Below are 23,348 nucleotides of genomic sequence, written 5' to 3'. Positions count from 1 at the left end.
TCGCATCATGGCGTCCTCGAAGAAGCACCCCCCACTGGACGATGTCGCGAAGACGATCATCGAACTGCTGCAGGAGGACGGGCGACGCTCGTACTCCGACATCGGGCGAGAGGTGGGACTCAGCGAAGCCGCCGTCCGCCAACGCGTGCAGCGGCTCACCGAGTCCGGCGTGATGCAGATCGTCGCAGTGACCGATCCGATGCAGCTCGGCTTCCCCCGGCAGGCCATGATCGGCGTCCGCGTCTCGGGCGACACGAGGGTCGTGGCCGAGGCCATCGCCGAGATCGCCGCCATCGACTACGTCGTCATCACCGTCGGCTCGTTCGACATCCTCGCCGAGGTCGTCTGCGAGGACGACGAGGACCTCCTCGCCCTCATCAACGATCACATCCGCCCGATCGACGGGGTCCTGTCGACCGAGACCTTCATCTACGCCAAGCTGCAGAAGCAGCTCTACAACTGGGGGACCAGATGAGCACGCAACGCCCGACACCGTCCGAGTCCGAACTCCAGACCATGGCCAAGGACCACCTGTGGATGCACTTCACACGGCAGTCCACGATGGAGAAGAGCGGCGTCCCGATCATCGTCAAGGGCGACGGTCACCGCATCTGGGACTCGAAGGGCAAGGAGTACTTCGACGGCCTCGCCGGACTCTTCGTCGTCAACGCCGGCCACGGCCGCCGTCGCCTCGCCGAGGCCGCGGCGAAGCAGGCTTCCGAGCTGTCGTTCTTCCCGCTGTGGTCGTATGCGCACCCGGCGGCCATCGAGCTCGCCGACCGACTCGCGGCCGAGGCGCCCGGCGACCTGAACCGGGTGTTCTTCTCGACGGGCGGCGGCGAGGCGGTCGAGACCGCGTTCAAGCTCGCGAAGCACTACTGGAAGCTGATGGGCAAGCCCACCAAGCACAAGGTCATCTCGCGATCGGTCGCCTATCACGGCACCCCTCAGGGCGCACTGGCCATCACCGGCATCCCGGCGATGAAGTCCATGTTCGAGCCCGTCACCCCGGGTGGGTTCCGCGTGCCGAACACCAACTTCTACCGCGCGGCCGAGATGGGCGGCCCGAGCGACGACCTCGAGGCCTTCGGTCGCTGGGCCGCCGACCGCATCGAGGAGATGATCCTGTTCGAGGGCGCCGACACGGTCGCCGCGGTCTTCCTCGAGCCGGTGCAGAACTCGGGCGGATGCTTCCCGCCTCCTCCCGGATACTTCGCCAGAGTGCGCGAGATCTGCGACCGCCACGACGTGCTGCTCGTGTCGGACGAGGTCATCTGCGCGTTCGGTCGCCTGGGCCACACCTTCGCGTGCACGGGCCTCGGCTACGTGCCCGACATGATCACGTGCGCCAAGGGCATGACGAGCGGCTACTCGCCCATCGGCGCGACCGTCATCAGCGACCGGATCTACGAGCCGTTCTCGAAGGGCGACGTGTCGTTCCCGCACGGCTACACGTTCGGCGGGCATCCGGTCTCGGCGGCCGTGGCCCTCGAGAACCTCGCGATCTTCGACGAGGAGGGGCTCAACGAGCACGTGCGCGAGAACTCGCCCCTGTTCCGCGCCGAGCTCGAGAAGCTCCTCGACATCCCGATCGTGGGCGATGTGCGCGGAGACGGCTACTTCTTCGGCATCGAGCTCGTGAAGGACAAAGCGACGCGGGAGACCTTCGACGACGACGAGTCCGAGCGGCTGCTGCGCGGCTTCCTCTCCCCCGCCCTGTTCGAGGCCGGGCTCTACTGCCGTGCCGACGACCGCGGCGACCCCGTGATCCAGCTCGCACCGCCGCTGACGGTGGGACCCGCGGAGTTCCGTCAGATCGAGCAGATCCTGCGGAGCGTGCTCACCGACGCCCAGTCGGTGCTCTGACTCAGTCGGTCACCGCGGTGCGCCGCCTCGCGAGGAGCGCGAGGTGGAGCGCCGCGATCGTCTCGCCGTCGTCGAGGTCGGCACCGAGCAGATCGCCGATCAGCGTGAGGCGCTGATAGAACACCGACCGCGACAGGTGACTCGCGGCGGCCGCCGCCGAGCGGTTGCCCGGGTGTGCGACGAGAGCCGCGAGCACGGCGAGCAGGTCGCCGCGACGCTCTCGGTCGTGACGGATCAGCGGCGCCAGCATCCGCTCGCTGTGCTCGTGCAGTCGGTGATCGTCGCGCAGCGTGGCGACGAGCCTCTCGAGCGGGCGATCGTCGACCCGCCGCACTCTTGCCCCCGCCTCGGCGCGGTCGCTGTCGGCGAGGTCGCGCGCGGCGCGCAGCGAGCCGAGCAGTCCGACGACGTCATCGGCGACCGGGCCGACGAACACCGCGCGGTCGGGACCGGCGATGCGCAGCACGACCTCGTCGGACAGCACTGCGGATGCCGGAAGTGACAGCAGAGCGACGTCGTCGCCCTCGACCCTGGCCGCCATGACGGCGAACCCCGCCTGCCGTGCGCGATACGCGAGCTCGCTGATCGACGCCGACCCTCGGGCGACGATCCCGTGGCACTGCCGGTCGGCGAGGGCGAAACCGCCGGCACGCAGCCGCGCGTCGATGTCGTCGGCCTTCGCGAAGCGCGCCCCCAGCAGGTCATCGATCACCGTGCGCTGCGCGAGCAGCGACCATTCGGTGTCGCCGCCGTCGGCGATGCAGCCGAACGCGAGGGCCGTCGCCCCCTGTTCGAGCACCGTGACCCGCCCGGCGGGGTGAGCCGGTCCCGGCTGGGCGAGCAGCGTGCCCCAGCGCACCCCCCGCGCCTGCACCGGCACCCGCTCGGCGTCGCCACGCGAGCTCAGGACGTCGGCGATCGGAGAGTCGAGCCCCTCGGCCGCGATCACCTCACCCGCGAGGTTCTCCAGGATCACCGGTGCGCGCAGCGCCCGCGCGGTCTCGGACACCACGACATCGGCCGGCGCGCCCTGCAGGCTCAGCGCGGTGAAGAGCTCGTGCAGGTGCTGCCGCTCGTGCAGCGCGTGCGTCTGCGCGGCGATGAGTGCGTGATGCACCGCCTCGGTCACCGCGACGAACTTGACTTCTCGGGTCAACGCGATGAGCGCCAGTCCGGCCGTCGCACACAGGTCGACCAGCGGCTGGGGAACCGCCTCCCGGGCTGTGCCGAGCTCGAACACGATGCCGGCGATGCCCGCGCGGTGCAGGCTGGTCGCGAAGTCCCGCAGCTGCTCGACGTCGCTCGGCCACCCGGCTCCCGTGGTCAGCAGCAACTCGCCGCCGTCGAGAAGCCGCGCGACGTCCGGGCTGTCGGAGACATGCACCCACCGCACGGCGACATCGAGAGCGGCGCCCCCCACGAGCACCGACGGGCCGCCCTGCTGCACGGCGGGCTCGGAGAGCACGTCGGAGACGCTGAGAAACGTGCTGCCGTCCGGACGTTCTGTCCGACCCAGCTTGAAGTCGCTACGTTCTGACACCTGTTCGCCCTCTCGTGCTCTGTGATCATGGGAGAGAACCCAGCGTATCGCTGCTCGGTCAGAGTGTTCGATACGGATCACGCAGCACGAAGGAGCCCCGTGGACATCGTCCGTCACCTCATCAATGGAGCAGAGACCGCCGACGCGGCGCGCACGGGACAGGTCTTCGACCCGGCCACCGGTCAGGTGTCGAAGCAGGTCGCCTTCGCGTCGACCGCCGAGGTCGACCAGGCCATCGCCGCCGCGGCATCCGCTCTGCCCGCCTGGCGCGAGACGAGCCTCATCAAGCGCGCCGACGTCTTCTTCCGCCTGCGTCAGCTGCTCAAGGAGCGCACACCCGAGCTCGCGGCGATCGTCACCTCGGAGCACGGCAAGGTGCTCTCGGACGCCGCCGGCGAGGTCTCGCGCGGCATCGAGAACGTCGAGTTCGCCGCCGGCCTCGTGCACCTGCTCAAGGGAGAGCGCAGCGAGCAGGTCTCGCGCGGCGTCGACGTGCACTCGGTCAAGCAGCCCGTCGGGGTCGTCGCGGCGATCACGCCGTTCAACTTCCCCGTCATGGTGCCGCTGTGGATGGTCGCCTCGGCGATCGCCTGCGGCAACACGGTCGTGCTCAAGCCGAGCGAGAAGGACCCGTCGGCGGCCATCTGGATCGCGAAGCTCTTCCAGGAGGCAGGACTGCCCGACGGCGTGCTCAATGTCGTGAACGGCGACAAGGAGGCCGTCGACGCGCTGCTCGAGTCGCCGCGGGTGAACGCGATCAGCTTCGTCGGATCGACCCCGATCGCCCGCTCCATCTACCAGCGGGCGGCGAACGCGGGCAAGCGCGTGCAGGCTCTGGGCGGCGCGAAGAACCACATGGTCGTGATGCCGGATGCCGACATCGACGCCGCGGCCGACGCGGCGGTCTCGGCCGCATACGGCTCGGCCGGCGAGCGCTGCATGGCCGTCTCGGTGCTGGTCGCGGTGGGAGACATCGCCGACGACCTCGTCACAGCGATCGCCTCGCGCATCGACGGACTCACGATCGGCGCGGGCACGGACGCCGCGAGCGAGATGGGCCCGCTCATCACCCGCGAGCACCGCGACCGCGTCGCCTCCTACGTGACCGGCGCCACCGCGGAGGGTGCGACCGTCGTGGTCGACGGCACGACGAAGGAGTTCGACTCCGACGGCTTCTTCATCGGGGTCAGCCTCATCGATCGGGTCGCTCCCGGCATGAAGGTGTACGACGACGAGATCTTCGGCCCGGTGCTCTCGGTCGTGCGCGTCGAGACCTATGCCGAGGCCGTCGAGCTCGTCAACGCGAACGCGTACGGCAACGGCACCGCGATCTTCACCCGCGACGGCGGCACCGCCCGCCAGTACGAGTTCGACATCGAGGTCGGCATGGTCGGCGTCAACGTGCCGATCCCCGTGCCGATCGGCGCCTACTCGTTCGGCGGCTGGAAGGACTCGCTCTTCGGCGACTCGCACATCTACGGACCCGAGTCGGTGCACTTCTACACTCGGTCGAAGGTGGTCACGACGCGCTGGCCCGACCACACGCCCTCGCAGATCGACCTGGGCTTCCCGAGCAACCACTGAGCCCCCGAGCAGACACTGAGAACCGAGACACGAGACATGACGAACTTCATCGATCGCCACGGCGCATCGCATCCGCTCCCCGCCCCCGAGGCCGAGGCGCAGGTGCGGGCGGACGACCGCGGCCACGTCTTCCACTCCTGGAGCGCCCAGGGACTCATCGATCCGCTGCCCGTCGCCGCGGGTGAGGGCTCGACGTTCCGGGACTACGCCGGCAACGCCTACCTCGACTTCTCGAGCCAGCTGGTGAACCTCAACCTGGGGCACCAGCATCCCGACCTCGTGGCCGCGATCCAGCAGCAGGCGGGTCGCCTCTCGACCATCCAGCCGGCGATGGCCAACGACGTGCGGGGCGAGCTCGCCCGACTCATCGTCGAGGTCGCGCCCGAGGGCTTCGAGAAGGTCTTCTTCACCAACGGCGGCGCCGAGGCCAACGAGTACGCCGTGCGCATGGCGCGCCAGTCGACGGGCCGCCACAAGGTGCTGTCGATGTACCGCAGCTATCACGGGTCGACCTCCACGGCGATCTCGCTGACGGGTGACCCTCGCCGGTGGGCGAACGGCACACCGGATTCCGGAGCCGTGCGCTTCTTCGGGCCCTACCTCTACCGCTCGCCGTTCCACGCCGAGACGCCGGAGCAGGAGTCCGAGCGCGCCCTCGCCCACCTCGAGCAGACCATCCAGCTCGAAGGACCCTCGACGATCGCGGCGATCATCATCGAGACCGTCGTCGGCACGAACGGCGTGCTCGTGCCGCCGCCCGGCTACCTGCAGGGCGTGCGCGAGCTGTGCGACCGCTACGGCATCGTCTACATCGCGGACGAGGTCATGGTCGGCTTCGGCCGCCTCGGCGAGTGGTTCGGCATCGACGCGTACGACGGGCGTCCCGACCTGATCACCTTCGCGAAAGGCGTGAACTCCGGGTACGTGCCGCTCGGCGGCGTCGTCATCTCCGCGCGCATCGCGAAGGCCTTCGACACCACGCCGTTCGCCGGAGGGCTCACGTACTCCGGGCATCCGCTCGCGTGCGCCGCGGGCGTCGCGACCTTCGAGGTGTTCCGCCGCGACGGCATCCTCGAGCGGGTGCGCGACCTCGGCGAGCGCATCGTCGAGCCGACCCTGCGCCGCTGGGTCGACACCCACCCGAGCGTCGGAGAGGTACGCGGCCGCGGGCTCTTCTGGGCCGTCGAGCTGGTTCGCGACAAGGAGACGCGCGAGCCGCTCGTGCCGTTCAACGCGAGCGGAGTGGATGCCGCGCCCGTCGCCGCCTTCGCCGCCGCCGCCAAGAAGGCGGGTGTCTGGCCGTTCACGCACTTCAACCGCATGCACGTGGCACCGCCGCTCGTGATCGGCGAGGACGATCTCGTGCGCGGTCTGGCCGTGCTCGACGAGGCTCTCGCCGTGGCCGACGAGGCAGCCACGAGCTGACAGTGCCGTGAGGCGCAGCCGCTGCTGCGCGGGTTCAGATCAGGAATCCGCGCAGCAGCGCTTCGGAACCGGCGAGGTGATCGCGCATCGCCGCCTCGGCGACATCGGGCCGCCCGGCGAGGATCGCCGTCACGATCTGCTCATGCTGCTCACCCGAGTGCTGGATGTTGCGCGGCATCAGCGGGAACGTGTCGAGCCACGCATTGACGTCGGCCCGGTTCTCGGCGACCAGCGCGACGAGCGAGGGGATGCCGGCCGCCTCCGCGATCGCGAGGTGCAGCAGCGTGTCGAGACGCCGATACTCCTCGGGCCCGGCGGGCAGCGCGGCCTCATGTCGCGCCCACAGGTCGGCGCGGGTCGCGGCATCCAGCGCCCGGCTCGCCGCAGCCCGCACCGCTCCCGTCTCGAGCACCCGCCGCAGCCCCAGCACATCGTCGATCTCGTCCGCCGTGACCTCCCCGGCGTCCGAGGGCTGGGGCAGCGGATCGGCGATGAACGTGCCGCCGTACCGCCCCCGCTTGGGCACCAGGTATCCGGTGTCGGCGAGTTCGCGGATCGCCTCGCGCACGGTGTCGCGACTGACGCCGAACGAGGCGGCGAGCTCTCGTTCCGGCGGCAGCGACTCCCCCGGGGCGACGACGCCGAGGCGGATGGTCTGCACGAGGCGAGCCACCGCATCCTCGAGGGCGTTGCCTCGGCGAAGCGGCCGGTAGACCGCCCGGCGCACCTCGACGAGATCGCCGTCGGAAGGGTGCTCGCTCATGCTTTCACCTTGTCACAGTGACATGGTCCCGCTTCACAGCGGGGTGACGTAGGCGTTCGTGATGCCGCCGTCGACCACGAAGGCGCTGGCGGTGATGAACGATGAGTCGTCCGAGGCGAGGAAGGCCACAGCGGCGGCCAGCTCGGACGGCTCGGCGAAGCGCCCCATCGGCACGTGCACGAGTCGTCGCTGCGCGCGCTCGGGATCCTTGGCGAACAGCTCCTGCAGCAGCGGCGTGTTCACCGGCCCTGGGCACAGCGCGTTCACCCGCACGCCCTGTCGCGCGAACTGCACGCCGAGCTCGCGCGACATCGCCAGCACGCCGCCCTTCGACGCGGTGTAGCTGATCTGCGAGGTCGCCGACCCCAGCAGGGCGACGAACGACGCGGTGTTGATGATCGATCCGCGACCCGCCGGCACCATGTGGCGCAGTGCCGCACGGCTGCACAGGTACACGCTCTTCAGGTTCACGTCCTGCACGCGATCCCAGGCCGGCAGCTCGGTCGTCTCGATCGAGTCGTCGTCGGCGGGCGAGATGCCGGCGTTGTTGAAGGCGATGTCGATACGGCCGAACTCCGCGGCGACGCCGTCGAAGAGCGTGTTCACCATGGTCTCGTCGGCCACGTCGACGGGACGGAACGCACCTCCCACCTCGGCCGCCGCCTTCTCGCCCGTGGCGGGGTCGACGTCGGCGATGACGACGAACGCGCCTTCGGCCGCGAAGCGCTGAGCGGTGGCGAAGCCGATCCCGCTCGCCCCTCCGGTGATGATCGCGACGCGGTCCTTGAGGCGCTGGGTCAGATCGATGGTCATGTGTGCTCTCCGTTGCAGGTGGGGATGGTCGGGCCGGGTGTCGCTGGTCAGGATTCGTCTGTCGCGAAGAAGACGTTCTTGGTCTCGGTGAAGTGCTCTGCGGCGTCGGGACCGAGCTCGCGCCCGAGTCCGGATGCCTTCATGCCGCCGAACGGCGTCGCGTAGCGCACCGACGAGTGCGAGTTCACCGAGAGCACGCCGCTCTGCACGCCGCGCGAGACGCGCACGGCCCGTCCGAGGCTCTCGGTCCAGATCGACCCGGCGAGACCGTAGGCGGTGTCGTTCGCCAGGCGGATCGCATCGGCCTCGTCCTCGAACGGCATCACCGCGACGACCGGGCCGAACACCTCCTGCTGGGCGATCCGGTCGGACGGGTCGGCGAGCACCACGGCGGGCGCGAACCAGAATCCGTCGCCGCTCGGAGCGCTGCCGCGGAACGCGACGTTCGCGTCGTCGAGGAACCCCGACACGGTGTCGCGATGCGCGGCCGAGATGAGCGGCCCCATGTCGGTGTCGGCACTCGACGGGTCGCCCACACGCCACGCCCTGACCGCGGGTTCGAGCATCTCGAGGAACCGGTCGTACACCGATCGCTGCACGAGCAGCCGGCTGCGGGCGCAGCAGTCCTGGCCCGCGTTGTCGAACACCGAGCCGGGCACCGCGGCGACGGCCTTCTCGAGGTCGGCGTCGGCGAAGACGATGTTGGCGCTCTTGCCGCCGAGCTCGAGCGTCACGGGCTTGAGCGCGCGAGCGCATCCGGCGGCGACCTCGATGCCGACCTCGGTCGACCCGGTGAACACGACCTTGCGGACGTCGGGGTGCTCGACGAGACGCTGCCCCACCACGGATCCCGACCCGGTGACCACCTCGAACAGCCCTTCGGGAAGGCCCGCCTCGAGGGCGAGCTCGCCGAGTCGGATGGCTGTCAACGGCGTGAGTTCGGCGGGCTTCAGGACGACGGCGTTGCCTGCGGCGAGCGCCGGCGCGAACGCCCACGCCGCGATCGTCATCGGGAAGTTCCACGGCACGATGACTCCGACCACGCCGTAGGGGTCGTGGAAGGTGACGTCGAGTCCGCCGGCCACCGGGATCTGCCGACCCGAGAGTCGCTCGGGATCGGCCGAGTAGTAGTTGAGCACCTGCGCGACGTGCCCGGCCTCCCAGCGGGCCGAGCCGATCGGATGCCCGGAGTTCCGCACCTCGAGCTGTGCGAGCTCCTCCGTGGCGGCCTCGACCGCACGAGCGAAGGACCGCAGCGCGTCAGCCCGCGCGACCGGGGCGAGAGCCGCCCACCGTCGCTGCGCTGCGACAGCGCGCGCGATCGCGGCATCCGTCTCTCCGATGTCGGCGCGCGCGACCTCGCGGATCACCGCGCCGGTCGACGGGTTGATGACTGTGAACGCGCTCATCGGGCGTCCTCCTTCCGCCGCGCGGCGAACGCACGGGCCTGTGAGACGAGATCGGTGAAGAGCCGCCGATCCTCGGCGTTCTCTTCGGGGTGCCATTGGACGCCGACGATGTGGCCGGCTGACGTGTCGACGAAGGCCTGCACGAGGCCGTCATCGGAGTGGGCCGCCGCCACAAGCCCCTCGCCGAGACGGTCGACCCCCTGGTGGTGGTAGCTGTGCACCCGCATCTCGGTCTCGCCGATGATGTCGGCGAGGGGGGTGTCGGTCGACACCGCGACGTCGTTCTCGGCGAAGACACCGCCGCCGATGCGGTACTTCTCGGTGCCGAGCGACTCGGGCAGGTGCTGCTGCAGGGTTCCGCCGCGGGCGACGTTCACGAGCTGCAGACCGCGGCAGATGGCGAGCACCGGGATGCCACGACGCTCGGCCGCCTGGAAGAGCGCGAGCTCCCACGCGTCGCGGTCGACCCTCGCGGGGTCGGTGAGCGGATGCCGGTCCTCGCCGTAGAGCTCGGGGGCGACGTCCGCGCCCCCCGAGAGCACGAGCCCGTCCATCCCCGAGATCGCCGCATCTGCAGCATCCGGATCCTGTGGTGGAAGAAGAAGGGCGATGCCGCCGGAGGAGGTCACGCTTGTGAGGTACTGCTCCGGCAGGAACGCGGCCCTGACATCCCACACCCCCTGCTGCGCGCGCTCGAGATAGGTCGTGACGCCGATCAGCGGCGCGGGGTCAGAGGCGCTCGAAGCCACGGATGCGCTCCCAGTCGGTGACGGCCGCGTCGTAGGCTTCCACCTCGATGCGGGCCTGGTTCAGATAGTGCTCGACCACGTCGTCGCCGAACGCCGCCCGCGCGATGGTCGATTCGCTGAACAGCTTCGCCGCCTCGCGCAGGGTGGTCGGCAGGTGGTCGACCGCATCCTCGTAGGCGTTGCCGGTGAAGCGCTCGGGCAGCGGCAGTTCGTTCTCGATGCCGTGCAGACCGCCCGCGATGATCGCCGAGATCGCGAGGTACGGGTTCACATCTCCGCCCGGCACCCGGTTCTCGACCCGCAGCCCCGATCCATGGCCGACTATCCGCAGAGCGCAGGTGCGGTTGTCGATGCCCCATGCCACACCGGTCGGCGCGAAGCTGCCCTTCGCGAAACGCTTGTACGAGTTGATGTTGGGCGCGAGCAGCAGGGTGAATTCGCGCAGAGTGGCGAGGATGCCGGCGATCCAGTGCTCCATCACGGGACTGAAGCCGTGCTCGCCGTCGCCTGCCATCACCGGGGCACCCGACTCGTCGCGCAGCGACAGGTGGATGTGGCAGCTGTTGCCCTCACGCTCGTTGAACTTGGCCATGAACGTGAGCGCCTTGCCGTGCTGCTCGGCGATCTCCTTCGCGCCGTTCTTGTAGATCGCGTGCTGGTCGGCGGTCTCCCGCACCTCCGCATAGCGGAACGCGATCTCCTGCTGACCGAAGTTGCACTCGCCCTTCACGCCCTCGCAGTACAGGCCCGCGCCGTCCATGCTGTTGCGGATGTCACGCAGCAGCGGCTCCATGCGGGTCGAGGCGAGCAGGTTGTAGTCGACGTTGTAGTCGGTCGCGGGTGTCAGCCCGTCGTACTTGCGCGCCCAGGCGTCGCGGTAGGTGTTGTCGAAGACGATGAACTCGAGCTCGGTGCCCGAGTACGCGGTCCAGCCCCGCTCGGCGAGGCGGTCGCGCTGGCGATCGAGGATCGCCCGGGGCGAGGGCCCGACGGGTTCGCCGTTCTGCCACACGAGATCGGACATGACCAGCGCGGTGCCCTCGAGCCACGGGATGTTGCGCAGGGTCTCGACGTCGGGCTTCAGCACCATGTCGCCGTAGCCGCGGTCCCACCCCGACATCGCATAGCCGTCGACGGTGTTCATGTCGACGTCGACCGACAGCAGGTAGTCGCAGGCCTCGGCCCCGTGAGCCAGGATGTCCTCCTGGAACAGCCGCGCCGACACGCGTTTGCCGACCAGTCGCCCCTGCGCATCCGCGAAGGCCACGATCACCGTGTCGATCTCACCGGCGGCGATGCCGGCATCCAGCTGTTCGATGCTCAGGTTGCCCGACATCTGACGCTCCGTTCTCGTGCGGTGAAGCGATCGGCCGACCGGCTTCGCCCTCAGAGTAGATCAACTCGTCGTCTAAAGGTAGACGAAACCACCATTGACTGTCACAATCATCCGCAAGGTGCACCCGGCGCCTGCACGCATGCGAACGGAGAGCGGATGTCCCAGCAGAGCAATGAATCCCGCAAGGTCGCCGGAGCGACCTATACACGTGCCGGGAGTGACTACTTCGAGAAACGGACGCTGAAGAGGTCCGCCGGCGTCTGGGGCCTGTGGGGTCTGGCGGTCGCCGCGGTGATCTCGGGCGACTTCTCCGGCTGGAACTTCGGCATCGACTTCGCGGGTTTCGGCGGGATGCTCATCGCGTTCGCCATCCTCGTGGCGATGTACTACGGCATGATCTTCGCGATCGGCGAGATGGCGGCCGCGATGCCGCATACCGGTGGCGCGTACTCCTTCGCCCGCTCGGCCATGGGTCCGTGGGGCGGTCTCGTCACCGGAGCCGCCGAGACCATCGAGTACGTCGCGACCACGGCGGTGATCGTCTACTTCTCGGCGTCGTATGCCAACGGCATCACGAGCGAGCTGCTCGGCCTCGAACTGCCGGGCTGGGTCTGGTACCTCATCCTCTACGTCGTCTTCATCGCCCTGAACTCCGCGGGCGCCGCCATCTCGTTCCGCTTCGCGATCGTCGTCTCCGTGATCTCTATCGGCATCATCCTGGTGTTCTCCGCCATGGCGATCTTCTCCGGCGCGTTCTCGTGGGATGCCCTGTGGGACATCGTCCCCGACGAGGGCCAGACCGCGTTCCTTCCGCACGGCGTCCTGCCGATCCTGTTCGCGCTGCCGTTCGCGATGTGGTTCTTCCTCGGCATCGAGGAGCTCCCGCTCGCGGCCGAGGAGTCGCACAACCCGACCCGCGACATCCCGAAGGCAGGATTCTGGGCCCGCGGCACCCTGATCGTCACCGGACTCCTGGTGCTGTTCCTGAACACCGGCGTGATCGGCGCCGAGGCCACCGGCACCGCCGGTGAGCCGCTGCTCGACGGCTTCCGCGCGATCGTTGGCGACCAGCTCGCCGCCGTGCTCGCGCTGTTCGCCCTCATCGGCCTGCTCGCGTCGCTGCAGGGAATCATGTTCGCCTACGGACGCAACATGTACTCACTGTCCCGCGCCGGCTACTACCCCCGCTTCCTCTCGCTCACCGGAAAGCGGCAGACCCCGTGGGTCGCGCTCACTGTCGGCGCGGCGGTCGGCTTCGTCGCGCTGATCGTGCTCGACGTGCTCACGGCCGTCGACTCGGAGGGTGCCGGAACGGTCGCCGGCGCGATCGTGCTGAACATCGCCGTCTGGGGAGCCGTCGTCGCCTATGGACTGCAGCTCGTGTCGTTCATCATCCTGCGCAAGAAGTTCCCCAACGTCGACCGTCCGTACGTCAGCCCGTGGGGCATCCCCGGCGCGGTGATCGCCCTGGTGATCGCGGCACTGATCTTCGTGGGCTTCCTGCTCAACCCGACGTTCGGCCCGGCGATCATCGCGATCGCGATCGTCTACGCGATCATCCTGCTCGGATTCGGCCTGTTCTTCCGACACCGCCTCGTGCTCTCGCCCGAAGAGGAGTACGCGCTGTCAGGCGGTTCGCACGGCGACCCGCAGGCCGAGGGCTACGACGCCATGGAAGGCGAGGTGTTCGGCGGCGGACGCTGACGCGGAGCGGAGGAGCGCGGCGCTACTTGCGGTCGAAGTCGAACGCCTTGAGCAGCTCGTCGACGGCCTTGTCGCGCTCCTCCCCGCCCTCGTCGAACATGTGCGTCACGTGCGTGCGCAGATGGTTCTCGAGCAGCAGGCGATTGAGGGACTCGAGCGAACGCTGGATCGCGCGGGACTGCGTGATGATGTCCATGCAGTACTCCTCGCTCTCGATCATCCGCGCGACTCCGCGCATCTGACCCTCGAGGATGCTGGTGCGGTGCAGCGCACGCTTCTTGATGTCTTCGATCACGATTCGAGGGTACTCGGATCCTGCCTCGGTCAGCCCGAGAACGGGTTGAGGACAGCGAGTCCCGGGATGTCGAAGTCTCTCTCGTTGCGGGTGACCAGCGTCAGTCCGTGGTGCAGCGCGGTGGCCGCGATGAGCGAGTCGCCGAGCGGACGCCGGTTCGGCACTTGGATGGCTGCGGTGATCTGAGCGATCGCCTGCGTCACCTCGAGAGCGGGGTGCACCAGTCCGCTTCTGACCGAATCCAGCCACCGTTCCAGAGACGCGGCGGCGACGGCATCCCGTCTCCGCGCCAGGAGGACGCCGCGCTCGAGTTCGAGCCCGGTGATCACGCTGATGTGAATGGACTCCCGAGCCGTCGCGCCGAACCACCGCGCCACGCCGAGGTCGGGCCTGGGCCGACGGATCTCCGAGATCACGTTCGTGTCGACCAGGAACGGTGTCACAGGTCGATCTCTCGTCCGAAGTCACGCGATCTGTCGGCGGCGATCTCGTCCATGATCTGACCGAAGACGTCATCGGGATCCGCCCCCTCAGGGAGGGGCCGGACGACGTCCAGGAAGGATCGCGTGTCCTCCGTCAGAGCGGCGGGCCGGAGGCGTTCGTACTCTCCGATGCTCAGCAGTACGTAGGCGGGCTCGCCACGTCTCGTGATCATCACGGGCTGCCCGTCGGCGACGCGCTGAGCGCGCGCGACGGACTGGTTGAACTCTCGAGCGGTCATGGTGAACACGATGGACCCCGTTTCGAACTGTAGTGAGAGTACTACACAGCGTGGACTCGGTGAAGGGCGAACGGACCGGACGCTGCAAGCCGACCTCAGCGAGGACTCCCCGTGAAAGGATGACGTCATGCCGCGAACCCCGATGGCGCTCCTGTCGCCCGCAGACCAGGTACGACTTCGCGCTCTTCGCCGCATGAAGGCGGTGGCTCTCGGAGCGCTGATCTTCATGGCGGTCGTGTTCGTGATCGCGTTCGCCTTCCAGGAGCGACAGCCGTGGTTGGCCTACGTCCGCGCCGCCGCTGAAGGTGGCATGGTGGGTGCTCTCGCCGACTGGTTCGCCGTGACCGCGCTCTTCCGTCGGCCGCTGGGGCTGCCCATTCCGCACACCGCGATCATCCCGAACCGCAAAGACGAGATCGGCCGCACGCTGGGCGAGTTCGTCGAGACGAACTTCCTCGAGGCGAGCGTCGTGCGCACCAAGCTCGCGAGCACGGCGATCGCGAAGCGAGCCGGTGAATGGCTGCGTGAGCCCGCCCACGCCGAACGCGTGGCGGCCGAGGGGGCGACGATCGCGACCGCCGTCCTGAACGCTCTCAGCGACGACGACGTGCGCGACCTCATCACCGACCTCGCCCGCGAGCACCTCGTCTCTCCCGAGTGGGGACCGCCCGCCGGCGCCTGGCTCGAGAAGATCGTCGAGGCCGATGCGCATCACGGGGCGGTCGACCTCGCCGCCGACAGCATCGCCCGCTGGCTGGATGCGAACGCCGAGTCGTTCTCGGGACTCATCTCGCGCAGGCTCCCGGGATGGGTGCCGAAGCTCGCCCACCGATTCGTCGACGACACCGCCTACAACGAGGCGGTCAAGTTCGTCCGCGCCGTGCAGGCCGACCCGAAGCATCCGGCACGCATCGCCGTCGACGGCTACCTCGCCCGCCTCGCCGACAGCCTGCAGAACGACCCCGCGACGAGGGCCAAGCTCGAGAACGCCAAGGCGTCGCTGTTCGACAGCCCCCGCGTGGGCGCCCTCGCCGCCGAGGCCTGGGACACGGCGAAGAACGGACTTCTCACCGCCCTCGCCGACCCCGACAGCGGTCTGCGTGTGCGGGCAGCACAGGCTCTGCAGGAGATCGGCGACAGGCTCACGACGGATGCCGCGCTGCAGCACCGCGTCGACACGTGGGTGTCGGATGCCGCGGTGTTCCTCGTCGACCGCTACCGCCACGACATCGCGTCGATCATCACCGACACTGTCGAGCGGTGGGACCCGGTCGAGACGACCGAGAAGATCGAGCTCATGGTCGGCCGCGACCTGCAGTACATCCGTCTGAACGGCACGTTCGTCGGCGCGCTCGCGGGCCTGGCGATCTTCACGATCGCGCACCTGCTGATCCCCGGGGTCTGAGCACTGAGCAGGGTTGACGGCATCGCACCCTCCGGGTGAGGGCCTGTGGAGGGGCGGCCGCGCCACTGCTAGCGTGCACTTCACTCGCGCAGGTCGCACGGGAACCCCTCTGGCATGCCGGCATCCCTCGAAGGAGGAGTCATGGACTCGCTGCTCTCCGCGAACCTGGTCTGGTCGGTGCTCGCGATCGCGGCGTTCTGCATCAACGTGCTCGCGCTGATCTACATCCCGCGCGATCGCAAGCCCACCGCGGCGATGGCCTGGCTGCTGCTCGTGTTCCTGCTTCCTTTCATCGGCATCGCGCTCTACCTGCTGATCGGAGACTTCCGGCTGCCGAAGAAGCGCCGTGACGAGCAGCAGCGCATCACGGCGATGATCGCCGAGCGCGCCCTCGACCTTCCGGATGCCGAGGCTCCGCGGTGGCTGCAGCGTGTCGCGCAGCAGAATCACGCCCTCACCGGCCTGCCGATGGTCGGTGCCTCGTCGGCGCAGCTGATCGACGACTACCAGGCATCGATCGACGCGATGGCCAGGGCGAGTACCAGCGCCCCGATCTGCGCAACCACCGCAAACTCGTCGTCGTCGACGGCCGCGTCGGCTTCGTCGGCTCGCAGAATCTCATCTCCCGCGACTACAACTCCGAGAAGAACATCAGACGCGGCCTCATGTGGCAGGAGCTGGTGTCCCGCGTCGACGGACCGGTCGTCGCCCAGGTCGATGCGGTGTTCCTGTCGGACTGGCTCATCGAGACCGGCGAGGATCTGTCCGCGGTCGAACGCGTACCGGCCACCGCCGTTCCCGCACCTCCACCCGCCGATCTGCACTGCCAGATGGTGCCGAGCGGGCCGGCATACGGCACCGAGAACAACCTGCGGATGTTCCTCTCGCTCATCCACGGCGCGACCGAGAAGGTCATCCTGACGAGCCCGTACTTCGTGCCCGACGAGGCGATGATCTATGCCATCACCACGGCATGCCAGCGCGGACTCGACGTGCAGCTGTTCGTATCGGAGCTCGGCGACCAGGCGATGGTCTATCACGCACAGCGGTCGTACTACGAGACGCTGCTGCGAGCCGGAGTGCGCATCTTCCTCTACCCCGCGCCGTACATCCTGCACGCCAAGCACTTCTCGATCGACGACGACATCGCCGTGATCGGCTCGAGCAACATGGACATCCGCTCCTTCAGCCTCAACTCCGAGATGTCGCTGCTGGTGCGGGGCGGGTCCTTCGTCGCGCAGATGCGCCAGGTCGAGCAGAAGTACCGCGCCGCCGGGCGGGAGCTGACACTCGACGAATGGCTGCGCGAGCCTGCGAAGTCGACCTTCCTCGACGGCCTGTTCCGGCTGACATCGGCGCTGAACTGAGTGGCGCTCTCCCGACGCCGTGTCAGCGGGACGCGAGCGCCGCGAGCATCTCGAGCACGCACAGCGCGGCGAGCCTCACCGTGCGCAGGTCGTCGGTGTCAGCGGTCGCATCGACCTCGGCGATGTCGGCGCTGACCACACGCGGGTCGCCGACGATCGCGCGCACGAGGTGGCGCAGCTCCCACGCGGCGAAGCCGCCGGGAACGGATGCCGGGCAGCCCGGCGCCGCGGAACGGTCGGCCGCGTCGACGTCGACGTCGAGGTGGATGCGGGCGGCGGCACCCGCTCCGGCGATGCGCGTCGCCTCCGCGACGACGTCCTCGATGCCCCGGCGGCGAACCTCGTCGAGGGTGATCACGCGGATTCCCCACCCGGCAGCACGCGCCGCATAGGCGGCGGAGTTCGCGAAGTCCGCGATGCCGATCTGGACGATCCTCGTCGGGTCGATCCTCTCGCCATCGGGCGCGTCTTCGATCAGCCGACGGACGGGCGATCCGTTCGAGATGCCGTCACGCAGATCGAAGTGCGCGTCGATGGTGATGAGTCCGGTGGCCCCGGCACCGCGCGCGACCGGATAGGTCAGGGCGTTGTCGCCCCCGAGTGCGATGACGAGACGGGTGGCGTCAGCGAGCTCGCGCACGCGCCGGACGGTGGTCGCGATGCCGCCCTCGCCGTCCGGCTCGTCGACGTCCCCGGCATCGAGCACGCGGAGTGCCGCCCCGAGATCGACCACGGGCGGCCCCATGAGCGTCGCGCTGTACCGGGTGAGCGCCTCGCGGATCGCGGCGGGCGTCGCGTGTGCTCCGGTCGGTGACAGCGAGGTGCGCCAGGTCGGCACGCCGAGCAGCACGGCATCCGCGTCATCCCCTGTCTCGAACCCGGGCCAGGAGCCCGCGCGCGGCCAGAGCTCATCGTGCGACAGTGCCATGATTCGTCCCCTCTGCCGTTCCGGATGCTGCGAAGACCCTGACGCCGTCCTTCCACACCCGCTCGACGAGCGGGACTCCGGGTCGGTAGGCGAGATGGATGCGGGTCGGCGCCGACAGCAGCACGAGGTCCGCCCGCGCGCCCGGCGTGATCACGCCGACATCGTCGCGTCGCAGCGCCAGAGCGCCCCCGGCGGTCGCCGCCCACACCGCCTCGGCGGGGGTCAGGCCCATGTCGCGCACCGCGAGCGCGATGCAGAACGGCATCGACGACGTGAAGCTCGATCCCGGATTGGTGTCGCAGGCGATCGCCACGGTCACGCCCGCGTCGATGAGTCGTCGCGCGTCGGGATACGGCTGGCGCGTCGAGAACTCCACCCCGGGGAGCAGCGTGAGCACCGTGTCGGATGCTGCCAGCGCCTCGATGTCGGAGTCGGTCAGGTAGGTGCCGTGGTCGACGGATGCCGCGCCGAGGTCGACGGCGAGGCGTACTCCCTCACCCGGGCCGAGCTGACTCGCGTGCACTCGGGGAACGAGCCCCTGTGCGATGCCCGCCTCGAGCACCCTTCGCGACTGCTCGACCGAGAACGCACCCGTCTCACAGAACACGTCGATCCACTTCGCATGCGGAGCGCACGCGTCGAGCATCGGCCCTGTCACCAGGTCGACATACTCGTCCGCGCGGTCGGCGTACTCCACCGGCACCACGTGCGCTCCGAGGAAGGTGACCTCGGGCGTGACTTCCGCCGCGAGGCGCACCAGGCGCTCCTCGTCTCGCACGCTCAGGCCATAGCCGCTCTTGATCTCGACCGTCGTGGTGCCCTGGGCGAGCATCTCGTCGACGAATCCCCGCAGACGCGCGCGCAGCTCGTCGTCGCTCGCCGCTCGTGTCGCGGCCACGGTCGAGCGGATGCCGCCGGCGGCGTATCGCTGCCCCGCCATCCGGGCCTCGAACTCCGCAGCGCGGTCGCCTCCGAAGACCAGGTGGCTGTGGCTGTCGACGAAACCGGGGATGACGGCGCGACCCGCCGCGTCGATGACGACGTCGGCCTCCGGCGCATCCGCGGCGGATCCGACCCATGCGATCCGCTCGCCGTCGATGAGCACGGCCGCGCCGACGAGCGTGCCGAAGCGGTCGCCTGCGGGCGAGGCGACGTTGGTCGTCAGCTCGGCGATGTTCGTGATCAGCGAGGCGCTCACAGCATCGGCACCTTGAGTCCGCGTTCACGGGCGATGTCCCGAGCGTGCTCGTATCCGGCGTCGACATGGCGCATGACACCCGTGCCCGGATCGTTGGTGAGCACGCGTTCGAGCTTCTCGGCGGCGAGCGCCGATCCGTCGGCGACGGTCACCTGCCCTGCATGGATCGAGCGCCCGATGCCGACTCCGCCGCCATGGTGCAGCGACACCCACGATGCACCGGATGCCGTGTTGAGCAGCGCGTTCAGCAGGGGCCAGTCGGCGATCGCATCCGAGCCGTCCTTCATGGCCTCCGTCTCACGATACGGCGACGCCACGGAGCCGGAGTCGAGGTGGTCGCGGCCGATCACGATCGGCGCGGCCAGCTCCCCCGAGGCCACCATCTCGTTGAACTTGAGGCCGGCGAGGTGGCGCTCCTTGTATCCGAGCCAGCAGATGCGCGCGGGCAGGCCCTCGAAGTGCACCTTCTCGCCGGCCTTCTCGAGCCAGCGGTGGAGAGCCTTGTCTTCGGGGAACAGCTCGGCGATCGCACGGTCGGTCTTGTAGATGTCCTCGGGGTCGCCCGAGAGCGCCGCCCAGCGGAAGGGTCCGCGACCCTCTTCGAACTGCGGGCGGATGTACGCCGGCACGAAGCCCGGGAACTCGAAGGCGCGATCGAATCCGCCGAGCTGCGCCTCGGCCCGGATCGAGTTGCCGTAGTCGAAGACCGCGGCCCCGGCATCCTGGAACGCGACCATGGCCGCGACATGCTGAGCCATCGACTCGCGCGAGCGGCGGGTGAACTCCTCCGCATCCCGCTCGGCCTCGGACTTCCAGTCGGCGACGGCCATGCCGACCGGCAGGTAGGCGAGCGGGTCGTGCGCGCTGGTCTGATCGGTGACGATGTCGATCGGCACCCCGCGACGCAGCAGCTCGGGGAAGACCTCGGCCGCGTTGCCGACCACGCCCACCGAGAGCGCTTCGCCCGCATCCTTCGCCGCGACGACCCGCGCGATCGCCGCATCGAGATCGGTGGTGTACTCGTCGAGGTAGCCGTGCTGCACACGACGGGCGAGACGCGATTCGTCGACGTCGACGATCAGCACGGCGCCGTCGTTGAGGGTCACCGCGAGCGGCTGAGCGCCGCCCATGCCACCCGCACCGCCGGTCAGCGTCAGCGTTCCCTTGAGCGAGTCCTTGCCCAGCGAGCGGGCGACCGCGGAGAACGTCTCGTACGTGCCCTGCAGAATGCCCTGGGTGCCGATGTAGATCCACGACCCCGCGGTCATCTGGCCGTACATGATCAGACCGAGCTCTTCGAGCTTGCGGAACTCGGGCCAGTTGGCCCAGTCGCCCACGAGGTTCGAGTTGGCGATCAGCACGCGCGGCGCCCACTCGTGCGTGCGGAAGACGCCGACCGGCTTGCCCGACTGCACGAGCAGCGTCTCGTCCGGCTCGAGCTCATCGAGCGTGCGGACGATCGCGTCGTACGCCTCCCAGCTGCGCGCCGCCTTGCCCGTGCCCCCGTAGACGACGAGGTCTTCGGGGTGCTCGGCGACCTCGGCGTCGAGGTTGTTCATCAGCATCCGCTTCGCCGCCTCCGCACCCCAGCTCTTGGCGGTGCGCTGGTTGCCACGGGCGGCGCGAACCGTGCGCGGCCCGGTGGTCGGAGTCGTATCCGTCGTGATGTCAGTCATTCGCGTGCTCCTTTGCGATGCGGGCGACGGCGCCGGACTGCACGAGTGCAGTCACGGCCTCCATGTCGGGTGAGAGGAATCGGTCGGGTCCGGGGCCCGCGGCGACCGTGCGGACCAGGTCGCGCACCGCTCCGGTCGCAGGGCCGGCCTGCAGCGGAGCGCGCAGATCCAGCGCACGGGCACCGGTGAGCACCTCGATCGCGATGACACGGCCGAGTCCGTCGATCGCGCGGCGCAGCTTGCGAGCAGCGGCCCACCCCATCGACACGTGGTCCTCCTGCATCGCCGAGGAAGGGATGGAATCGACGGATGCCGGAACGGCGAGCCGCTTGAGCTCCGAGACGATTCCAGCCGCCGCGTACTGCGCGATCATCAGCCCCGAGTCGACACCGACCTCGTCGGCGAGGAAGGGCGGCAGCCCGTGGTTGCGTGCCGGATCGAGCGCGCGGTCGGTGCGGCGCTCGGAGATGGAGGCCACGTCGGCGACCGAGATGGCCAGGAAGTCCAGCACCGCTGCGACCGGTGCACCGTGGAAGTTGCCGTTCGACTCGATGCGCCCATCGACCGTGATCACCGGGTTGTCGATGACGCTGGCGAGCTCGCGCTCGGCGATGGTCGATGCGTAGCCCATCGTGTCGCGCGCGGTGCCGTGGACCTGCGGCGAACAACGCAGGGAGTATGCGTCCTGCACGCGCCCGTCCTCCGGTCCCTTGTGGCTGTGCACGATCGGCGAATCGTGCAGGAAGGCCCGCAGGTTCGCCGCCGACTCGGCCTGGCCGGACTGCGGTCGCAGCGCCATGAGGTCGGCCGCGAAGACGGCATCCGTGCCCAGCTGCGACTCGACCGACATCGCCGCCGCCATGTCGGCCGTCACGAGCAGCGTCTCGAGGTCGTGCAGCGCCAGCACGAGCATGCCGAGCATGCCGTCAGTGCCGTTGATGAGAGCGAGGCCCTCCTTCTCGACGAGAGTGAGGGGATGGATGCCGGCTGCGGCCAGCGCGTCGGATGCCGGGATGAGCGTCCCCTCGGCGTCACGGACATCGCCCTCTCCCATCGCCGCGAGCGCGATGTGCGCGAGCGGGGCGAGGTCACCGGAACACCCCAGCGATCCGTATTCGCGCACGATCGGGGTGATGCCCGCGTTCAGCAGAGCAGCGTAGGTCTCGACCACGACGGGGCGAACACCCGTGCGGCCGGAGGAGAGCGTCTGAAGGCGCAGCAGCTGCAGGCCGCGGACGACCTCGCGTTCCACCTCGGCGCCGGTGCCGGCCGCGTGCGAGCGGATGAGGCTCGCCTGCAGCTGAAGGCGGCGGTCGGGGGCGATGAACGTCGTCGCGAGCGCACCGAAACCCGTCGAGACGCCGTAGTGCGGGTGCGGATCTGCCGCGAGTCCGTCGATCACGCGCCGTGTCTCGGCGACCCGGTCGAGAGCGGCGGAGCTGATCGTAACGCTCGCGCCATGGCGCGCCACCGCGACGACGTCGGCGGGGCTCAGGGGTGCATCGCCGATGAGGACGGCGGGAAGATCGGTCATGTCTCGATTCCACACCCGACGGGTCGCGCGTGGCAGGCGATCGTGACATCCTGTGTCTGTGATCCCAGACAACATGGAGGCCGCCGCGCAGGTGCCCGCCGCCCACAACACGCTGCGGATCCTGAGCTATCTGGCCGGACGCCCCTCGCCCGTCGCCGCCTCGGCGATCGCCCGAGAACTCGAGCTGCCCCGCTCAACCGTCTATCACCTGCTCACGACCCTCGCTGCGCACGGGTTCGTGCTGCACATGAAGGAAGACCGGCGCTGGGGCCTCGGCACCTCGGCATTCGAACTCGCCGGCGGATACGCGCGGCAGCAGCCGCTCGCGCGCATCGGGCGGCCTCTCGTGGCCGCCCTCTCAGATCGTCTCGGCGAGAGCACCCACCTGGCGGTGATGAGCGGCGGCGACGTGCTCTATATCGTCGAGGAGCGCGCTCCCCGACGGCAGGCTCTGGTGACGGATGTCGGCGTCCGCTTGCCTGCGCACCTCACCGCCTCGGGGCGGGCCATGCTGGCTGCGCTCCCCCGCGAGCAGGTGCGTGCGCTGTATCCGAGCGCGTCTGCGTTCCCCGACCGTACGGGACGCGGCCCCAGGAAGCCGAGTGAACTGCGCGAGCTGCTGCGCACCGTTCGTGAACGCGGCTATGCGACCGAGGACAGCGAGGTGGCAGACGGACTGCGCAGCGTCGGCGCCGTCGTCCGCGATCATGCGGGCTGGCCTGTGGCCGCGGTCGCTGTGACCTGGGCCGGCGGCGAGCTCGATGAGCGTATCCTTGCGGACGCCGTGATCGAGACGGCGTCCGCGCTCGAGTCACGGCTCAAGCGCTGACGCTGCGCATTCTCTGCCGCGCCCGGTCAGTCAGCGACTGCGCTTGCGCTTGCGCTTGCGCACACGTTAACGCAGAAAAGCCACCCAACATTGGGTGGCTTTTCTGTTTAGAAGAAGTCCGGCGGTGTCCTACTCTCCCACAGGGTCCCCCCTGCAGTACCATCGGCGCTGTGAGGCTTAGCTTCCGGGTTCGGAATGTAAACCGG

Annotated in this window: 20 protein-coding genes, 1 rRNA gene and 1 pseudogene; 8 read left to right on the top strand and 14 right to left on the bottom strand. The window is 69.2% G+C overall.

Annotation, left to right across the window (positions count from 1 at the left end; genetic code table 11):
- The first annotated feature begins 7 nt into the window (after nucleotides 1-7).
- Both AB0P11_RS16745 and AB0P11_RS16740 read left to right on the top strand, forming a co-directional pair.
- A complete protein-coding gene (locus AB0P11_RS16745) occupies nucleotides 8-475 on the top strand; it encodes an Lrp/AsnC family transcriptional regulator (RefSeq protein WP_053097793.1) in 468 nt (155 codons plus the stop codon).
- Entirely contained in the window at nucleotides 472-1,866 is a 1,395-nt protein-coding gene (locus tag AB0P11_RS16740; protein WP_320490715.1) for an aspartate aminotransferase family protein, read from the top strand. Before AB0P11_RS16745 ends, AB0P11_RS16740 begins: the two co-directional genes overlap by 4 nt.
- Before the next feature lies 1 nt (nucleotide 1,867).
- Here AB0P11_RS16740 and AB0P11_RS16735 read toward each other — a convergent pair whose 3' ends face one another.
- Nucleotides 1,868-3,406, bottom strand: a complete 1,539-nt coding sequence (locus AB0P11_RS16735) for a PucR family transcriptional regulator ligand-binding domain-containing protein (RefSeq protein WP_363523091.1) — start codon at nucleotides 3,404-3,406, stop codon at nucleotides 1,868-1,870.
- A 99-nt stretch (nucleotides 3,407-3,505) separates the two neighbouring features.
- Here AB0P11_RS16735 and AB0P11_RS16730 point away from each other — a divergent pair, with 99 nt between their 5' ends.
- The gene (locus AB0P11_RS16730) at nucleotides 3,506-4,990 is read left to right on the top strand and encodes a CoA-acylating methylmalonate-semialdehyde dehydrogenase (protein WP_072591932.1); all 1,485 of its coding nucleotides are present in this window, start codon (nucleotides 3,506-3,508) and stop codon (nucleotides 4,988-4,990) included.
- Between the two features lie 36 nt (nucleotides 4,991-5,026).
- Nucleotides 5,027-6,415 carry an aspartate aminotransferase family protein gene (locus tag AB0P11_RS16725; protein ID WP_363523089.1) on the top strand — a complete coding sequence of 463 codons (1,389 nt, stop codon included), beginning with the start codon at nucleotides 5,027-5,029 and terminating at the stop codon, nucleotides 6,413-6,415.
- Nucleotides 6,416-6,449: 34 nt separating this feature from the next.
- Here the strand turns inward: AB0P11_RS16725 and AB0P11_RS16720 are convergent, their stop codons facing one another.
- The 5 genes from AB0P11_RS16720 to AB0P11_RS16700 are packed head-to-tail and all read right to left on the bottom strand — an operon-like array spanning nucleotide 6,450 to nucleotide 11,485.
- Nucleotides 6,450-7,178 carry a GntR family transcriptional regulator gene (locus AB0P11_RS16720; protein ID WP_053097799.1) on the bottom strand — a complete coding sequence of 243 codons (729 nt, stop codon included), beginning with the start codon at nucleotides 7,176-7,178 and terminating at the stop codon, nucleotides 6,450-6,452.
- A gap of 33 nt (nucleotides 7,179-7,211) precedes the next feature.
- Entirely contained in the window at nucleotides 7,212-7,991 is a 780-nt protein-coding gene (locus AB0P11_RS16715; protein WP_053097800.1) for a 3-oxoacyl-ACP reductase, read from the bottom strand.
- Nucleotides 7,992-8,038: 47 nt separating this feature from the next.
- On the bottom strand, nucleotides 8,039-9,400 hold the full coding sequence (locus tag AB0P11_RS16710) for an aldehyde dehydrogenase family protein (protein ID WP_363523086.1): 1,362 nt from the start codon (nucleotides 9,398-9,400) through the stop codon (nucleotides 8,039-8,041).
- Nucleotides 9,397-10,149: a gamma-glutamyl-gamma-aminobutyrate hydrolase family protein gene (locus AB0P11_RS16705; RefSeq protein ID WP_320490721.1), complete on the bottom strand. Its 753-nt coding sequence runs from the start codon at nucleotides 10,147-10,149 to the stop codon at nucleotides 9,397-9,399. Before AB0P11_RS16705 ends, AB0P11_RS16710 begins: the two co-directional genes overlap by 4 nt.
- On the bottom strand, nucleotides 10,130-11,485 hold the full coding sequence (locus tag AB0P11_RS16700; protein WP_056279145.1) for a glutamine synthetase family protein: 1,356 nt from the start codon (nucleotides 11,483-11,485) through the stop codon (nucleotides 10,130-10,132). Before AB0P11_RS16700 ends, AB0P11_RS16705 begins: the two co-directional genes overlap by 20 nt.
- A gap of 156 nt (nucleotides 11,486-11,641) precedes the next feature.
- Here AB0P11_RS16700 and AB0P11_RS16695 point away from each other — a divergent pair, with 156 nt between their 5' ends.
- Nucleotides 11,642-13,189 (top strand): amino acid permease, encoded by a 1,548-nt coding sequence (locus tag AB0P11_RS16695; RefSeq protein ID WP_053097808.1) that lies wholly within the window; start codon nucleotides 11,642-11,644, stop codon nucleotides 13,187-13,189.
- 22 nt (nucleotides 13,190-13,211) lie between these two features.
- Here the strand turns inward: AB0P11_RS16695 and AB0P11_RS16690 are convergent, their stop codons facing one another.
- The 3 genes from AB0P11_RS16690 to AB0P11_RS16680 are packed head-to-tail and all read right to left on the bottom strand — an operon-like array spanning nucleotide 13,212 to nucleotide 14,205.
- Nucleotides 13,212-13,484 (bottom strand): metal-sensitive transcriptional regulator, encoded by a 273-nt coding sequence (locus AB0P11_RS16690; RefSeq protein WP_053097810.1) that lies wholly within the window; start codon nucleotides 13,482-13,484, stop codon nucleotides 13,212-13,214.
- A gap of 29 nt (nucleotides 13,485-13,513) precedes the next feature.
- The gene (locus AB0P11_RS16685; protein WP_056279143.1) at nucleotides 13,514-13,927 is read right to left on the bottom strand and encodes a type II toxin-antitoxin system VapC family toxin; all 414 of its coding nucleotides are present in this window, start codon (nucleotides 13,925-13,927) and stop codon (nucleotides 13,514-13,516) included.
- Nucleotides 13,924-14,205 (bottom strand): type II toxin-antitoxin system prevent-host-death family antitoxin, encoded by a 282-nt coding sequence (locus tag AB0P11_RS16680; protein WP_053099257.1) that lies wholly within the window; start codon nucleotides 14,203-14,205, stop codon nucleotides 13,924-13,926. The genes AB0P11_RS16685 and AB0P11_RS16680 overlap by 4 nt, the downstream gene beginning before the upstream one ends.
- 127 nt (nucleotides 14,206-14,332) lie before the next feature.
- Between AB0P11_RS16680 and AB0P11_RS16675 the strand changes: the two genes are divergently transcribed.
- Together AB0P11_RS16675 and AB0P11_RS16670 are read left to right on the top strand one after the other, a co-directional pair.
- Nucleotides 14,333-15,610 carry a DUF445 family protein gene (locus AB0P11_RS16675; RefSeq protein WP_363523082.1) on the top strand — a complete coding sequence of 426 codons (1,278 nt, stop codon included), beginning with the start codon at nucleotides 14,333-14,335 and terminating at the stop codon, nucleotides 15,608-15,610.
- A 141-nt stretch (nucleotides 15,611-15,751) separates the two neighbouring features.
- Nucleotides 15,752-16,977 (top strand): annotated as a pseudogene (locus AB0P11_RS16670) (phospholipase D-like domain-containing protein).
- A 22-nt stretch (nucleotides 16,978-16,999) separates the two neighbouring features.
- Here AB0P11_RS16670 and AB0P11_RS16665 read toward each other — a convergent pair.
- The 4 genes from AB0P11_RS16665 to hutH are packed head-to-tail and all read right to left on the bottom strand — an operon-like array spanning nucleotide 17,000 to nucleotide 22,313.
- On the bottom strand, nucleotides 17,000-17,905 hold the full coding sequence (locus tag AB0P11_RS16665; RefSeq protein ID WP_363523080.1) for an arginase family protein: 906 nt from the start codon (nucleotides 17,903-17,905) through the stop codon (nucleotides 17,000-17,002).
- On the bottom strand, nucleotides 17,886-19,103 hold the full coding sequence (gene hutI / locus AB0P11_RS16660; protein WP_363523078.1) for an imidazolonepropionase: 1,218 nt from the start codon (nucleotides 19,101-19,103) through the stop codon (nucleotides 17,886-17,888). Before hutI ends, AB0P11_RS16665 begins: the two co-directional genes overlap by 20 nt.
- Complete coding sequence (gene hutU / locus AB0P11_RS16655) at nucleotides 19,100-20,779, bottom strand: urocanate hydratase (RefSeq protein WP_053097822.1); 1,680 nt, start codon at nucleotides 20,777-20,779, stop codon at nucleotides 19,100-19,102. Before hutU ends, hutI begins: the two co-directional genes overlap by 4 nt.
- Nucleotides 20,772-22,313, bottom strand: a complete 1,542-nt coding sequence (hutH, locus tag AB0P11_RS16650; RefSeq protein WP_363523075.1) for a histidine ammonia-lyase — start codon at nucleotides 22,311-22,313, stop codon at nucleotides 20,772-20,774. The genes hutU and hutH overlap by 8 nt, the downstream gene beginning before the upstream one ends.
- A 73-nt stretch (nucleotides 22,314-22,386) precedes the next feature.
- On the opposite strand from hutH, the gene AB0P11_RS16645 reads away from it, so the two are divergent.
- Nucleotides 22,387-23,142, top strand: coding sequence for an IclR family transcriptional regulator (locus tag AB0P11_RS16645; protein ID WP_285364686.1), 756 nt, complete (start codon nucleotides 22,387-22,389; stop codon nucleotides 23,140-23,142).
- 116 nt (nucleotides 23,143-23,258) lie between these two features.
- Here the strand turns inward: AB0P11_RS16645 and rrf are convergent.
- Nucleotides 23,259-23,348: ribosomal RNA gene (rrf, locus tag AB0P11_RS16640) — 5S ribosomal RNA — on the bottom strand; the annotation flags it as partial.

The sequence above is a fragment of the Microbacterium sp. NPDC079176 genome (genome assembly GCF_040686675.1).
Lineage (GTDB): Bacteria > Actinomycetota > Actinomycetes > Actinomycetales > Microbacteriaceae > Microbacterium.
Note: the sequence above shows the minus strand (reverse complement) of the source record. Positions and strands in the feature narration are given on the sequence as shown.

Coding starts and splice junctions, on each gene's coding strand:
- AB0P11_RS16665 (WP_363523080.1), bottom strand. CDS start 17,905: ATGGCACTGTCGCACGATGAGCTCTGGCCGCGCGCGGGCTCCTGGCCC.
- AB0P11_RS16680 (WP_053099257.1), bottom strand. CDS start 14,205: ATGACCGCTCGAGAGTTCAACCAGTCCGTCGCGCGCGCTCAGCGCGTC.
- hutU (WP_053097822.1), bottom strand. CDS start 20,779: ATGACTGACATCACGACGGATACGACTCCGACCACCGGGCCGCGCACG.
- AB0P11_RS16700 (WP_056279145.1), bottom strand. CDS start 11,485: ATGTCGGGCAACCTGAGCATCGAACAGCTGGATGCCGGCATCGCCGCC.
- AB0P11_RS16745 (WP_053097793.1), top strand. CDS start 8: ATGGCGTCCTCGAAGAAGCACCCCCCACTGGACGATGTCGCGAAGACG.
- AB0P11_RS16695 (WP_053097808.1), top strand. CDS start 11,642: ATGTCCCAGCAGAGCAATGAATCCCGCAAGGTCGCCGGAGCGACCTAT.
- AB0P11_RS16645 (WP_285364686.1), top strand. CDS start 22,387: ATGGAGGCCGCCGCGCAGGTGCCCGCCGCCCACAACACGCTGCGGATC.
- AB0P11_RS16720 (WP_053097799.1), bottom strand. CDS start 7,178: ATGAGCGAGCACCCTTCCGACGGCGATCTCGTCGAGGTGCGCCGGGCG.
- AB0P11_RS16725 (WP_363523089.1), top strand. CDS start 5,027: ATGACGAACTTCATCGATCGCCACGGCGCATCGCATCCGCTCCCCGCC.
- AB0P11_RS16740 (WP_320490715.1), top strand. CDS start 472: ATGAGCACGCAACGCCCGACACCGTCCGAGTCCGAACTCCAGACCATG.
- AB0P11_RS16715 (WP_053097800.1), bottom strand. CDS start 7,991: ATGACCATCGATCTGACCCAGCGCCTCAAGGACCGCGTCGCGATCATC.
- hutH (WP_363523075.1), bottom strand. CDS start 22,313: ATGACCGATCTTCCCGCCGTCCTCATCGGCGATGCACCCCTGAGCCCC.
- AB0P11_RS16710 (WP_363523086.1), bottom strand. CDS start 9,400: ATGAGCGCGTTCACAGTCATCAACCCGTCGACCGGCGCGGTGATCCGC.
- AB0P11_RS16675 (WP_363523082.1), top strand. CDS start 14,333: ATGCCGCGAACCCCGATGGCGCTCCTGTCGCCCGCAGACCAGGTACGA.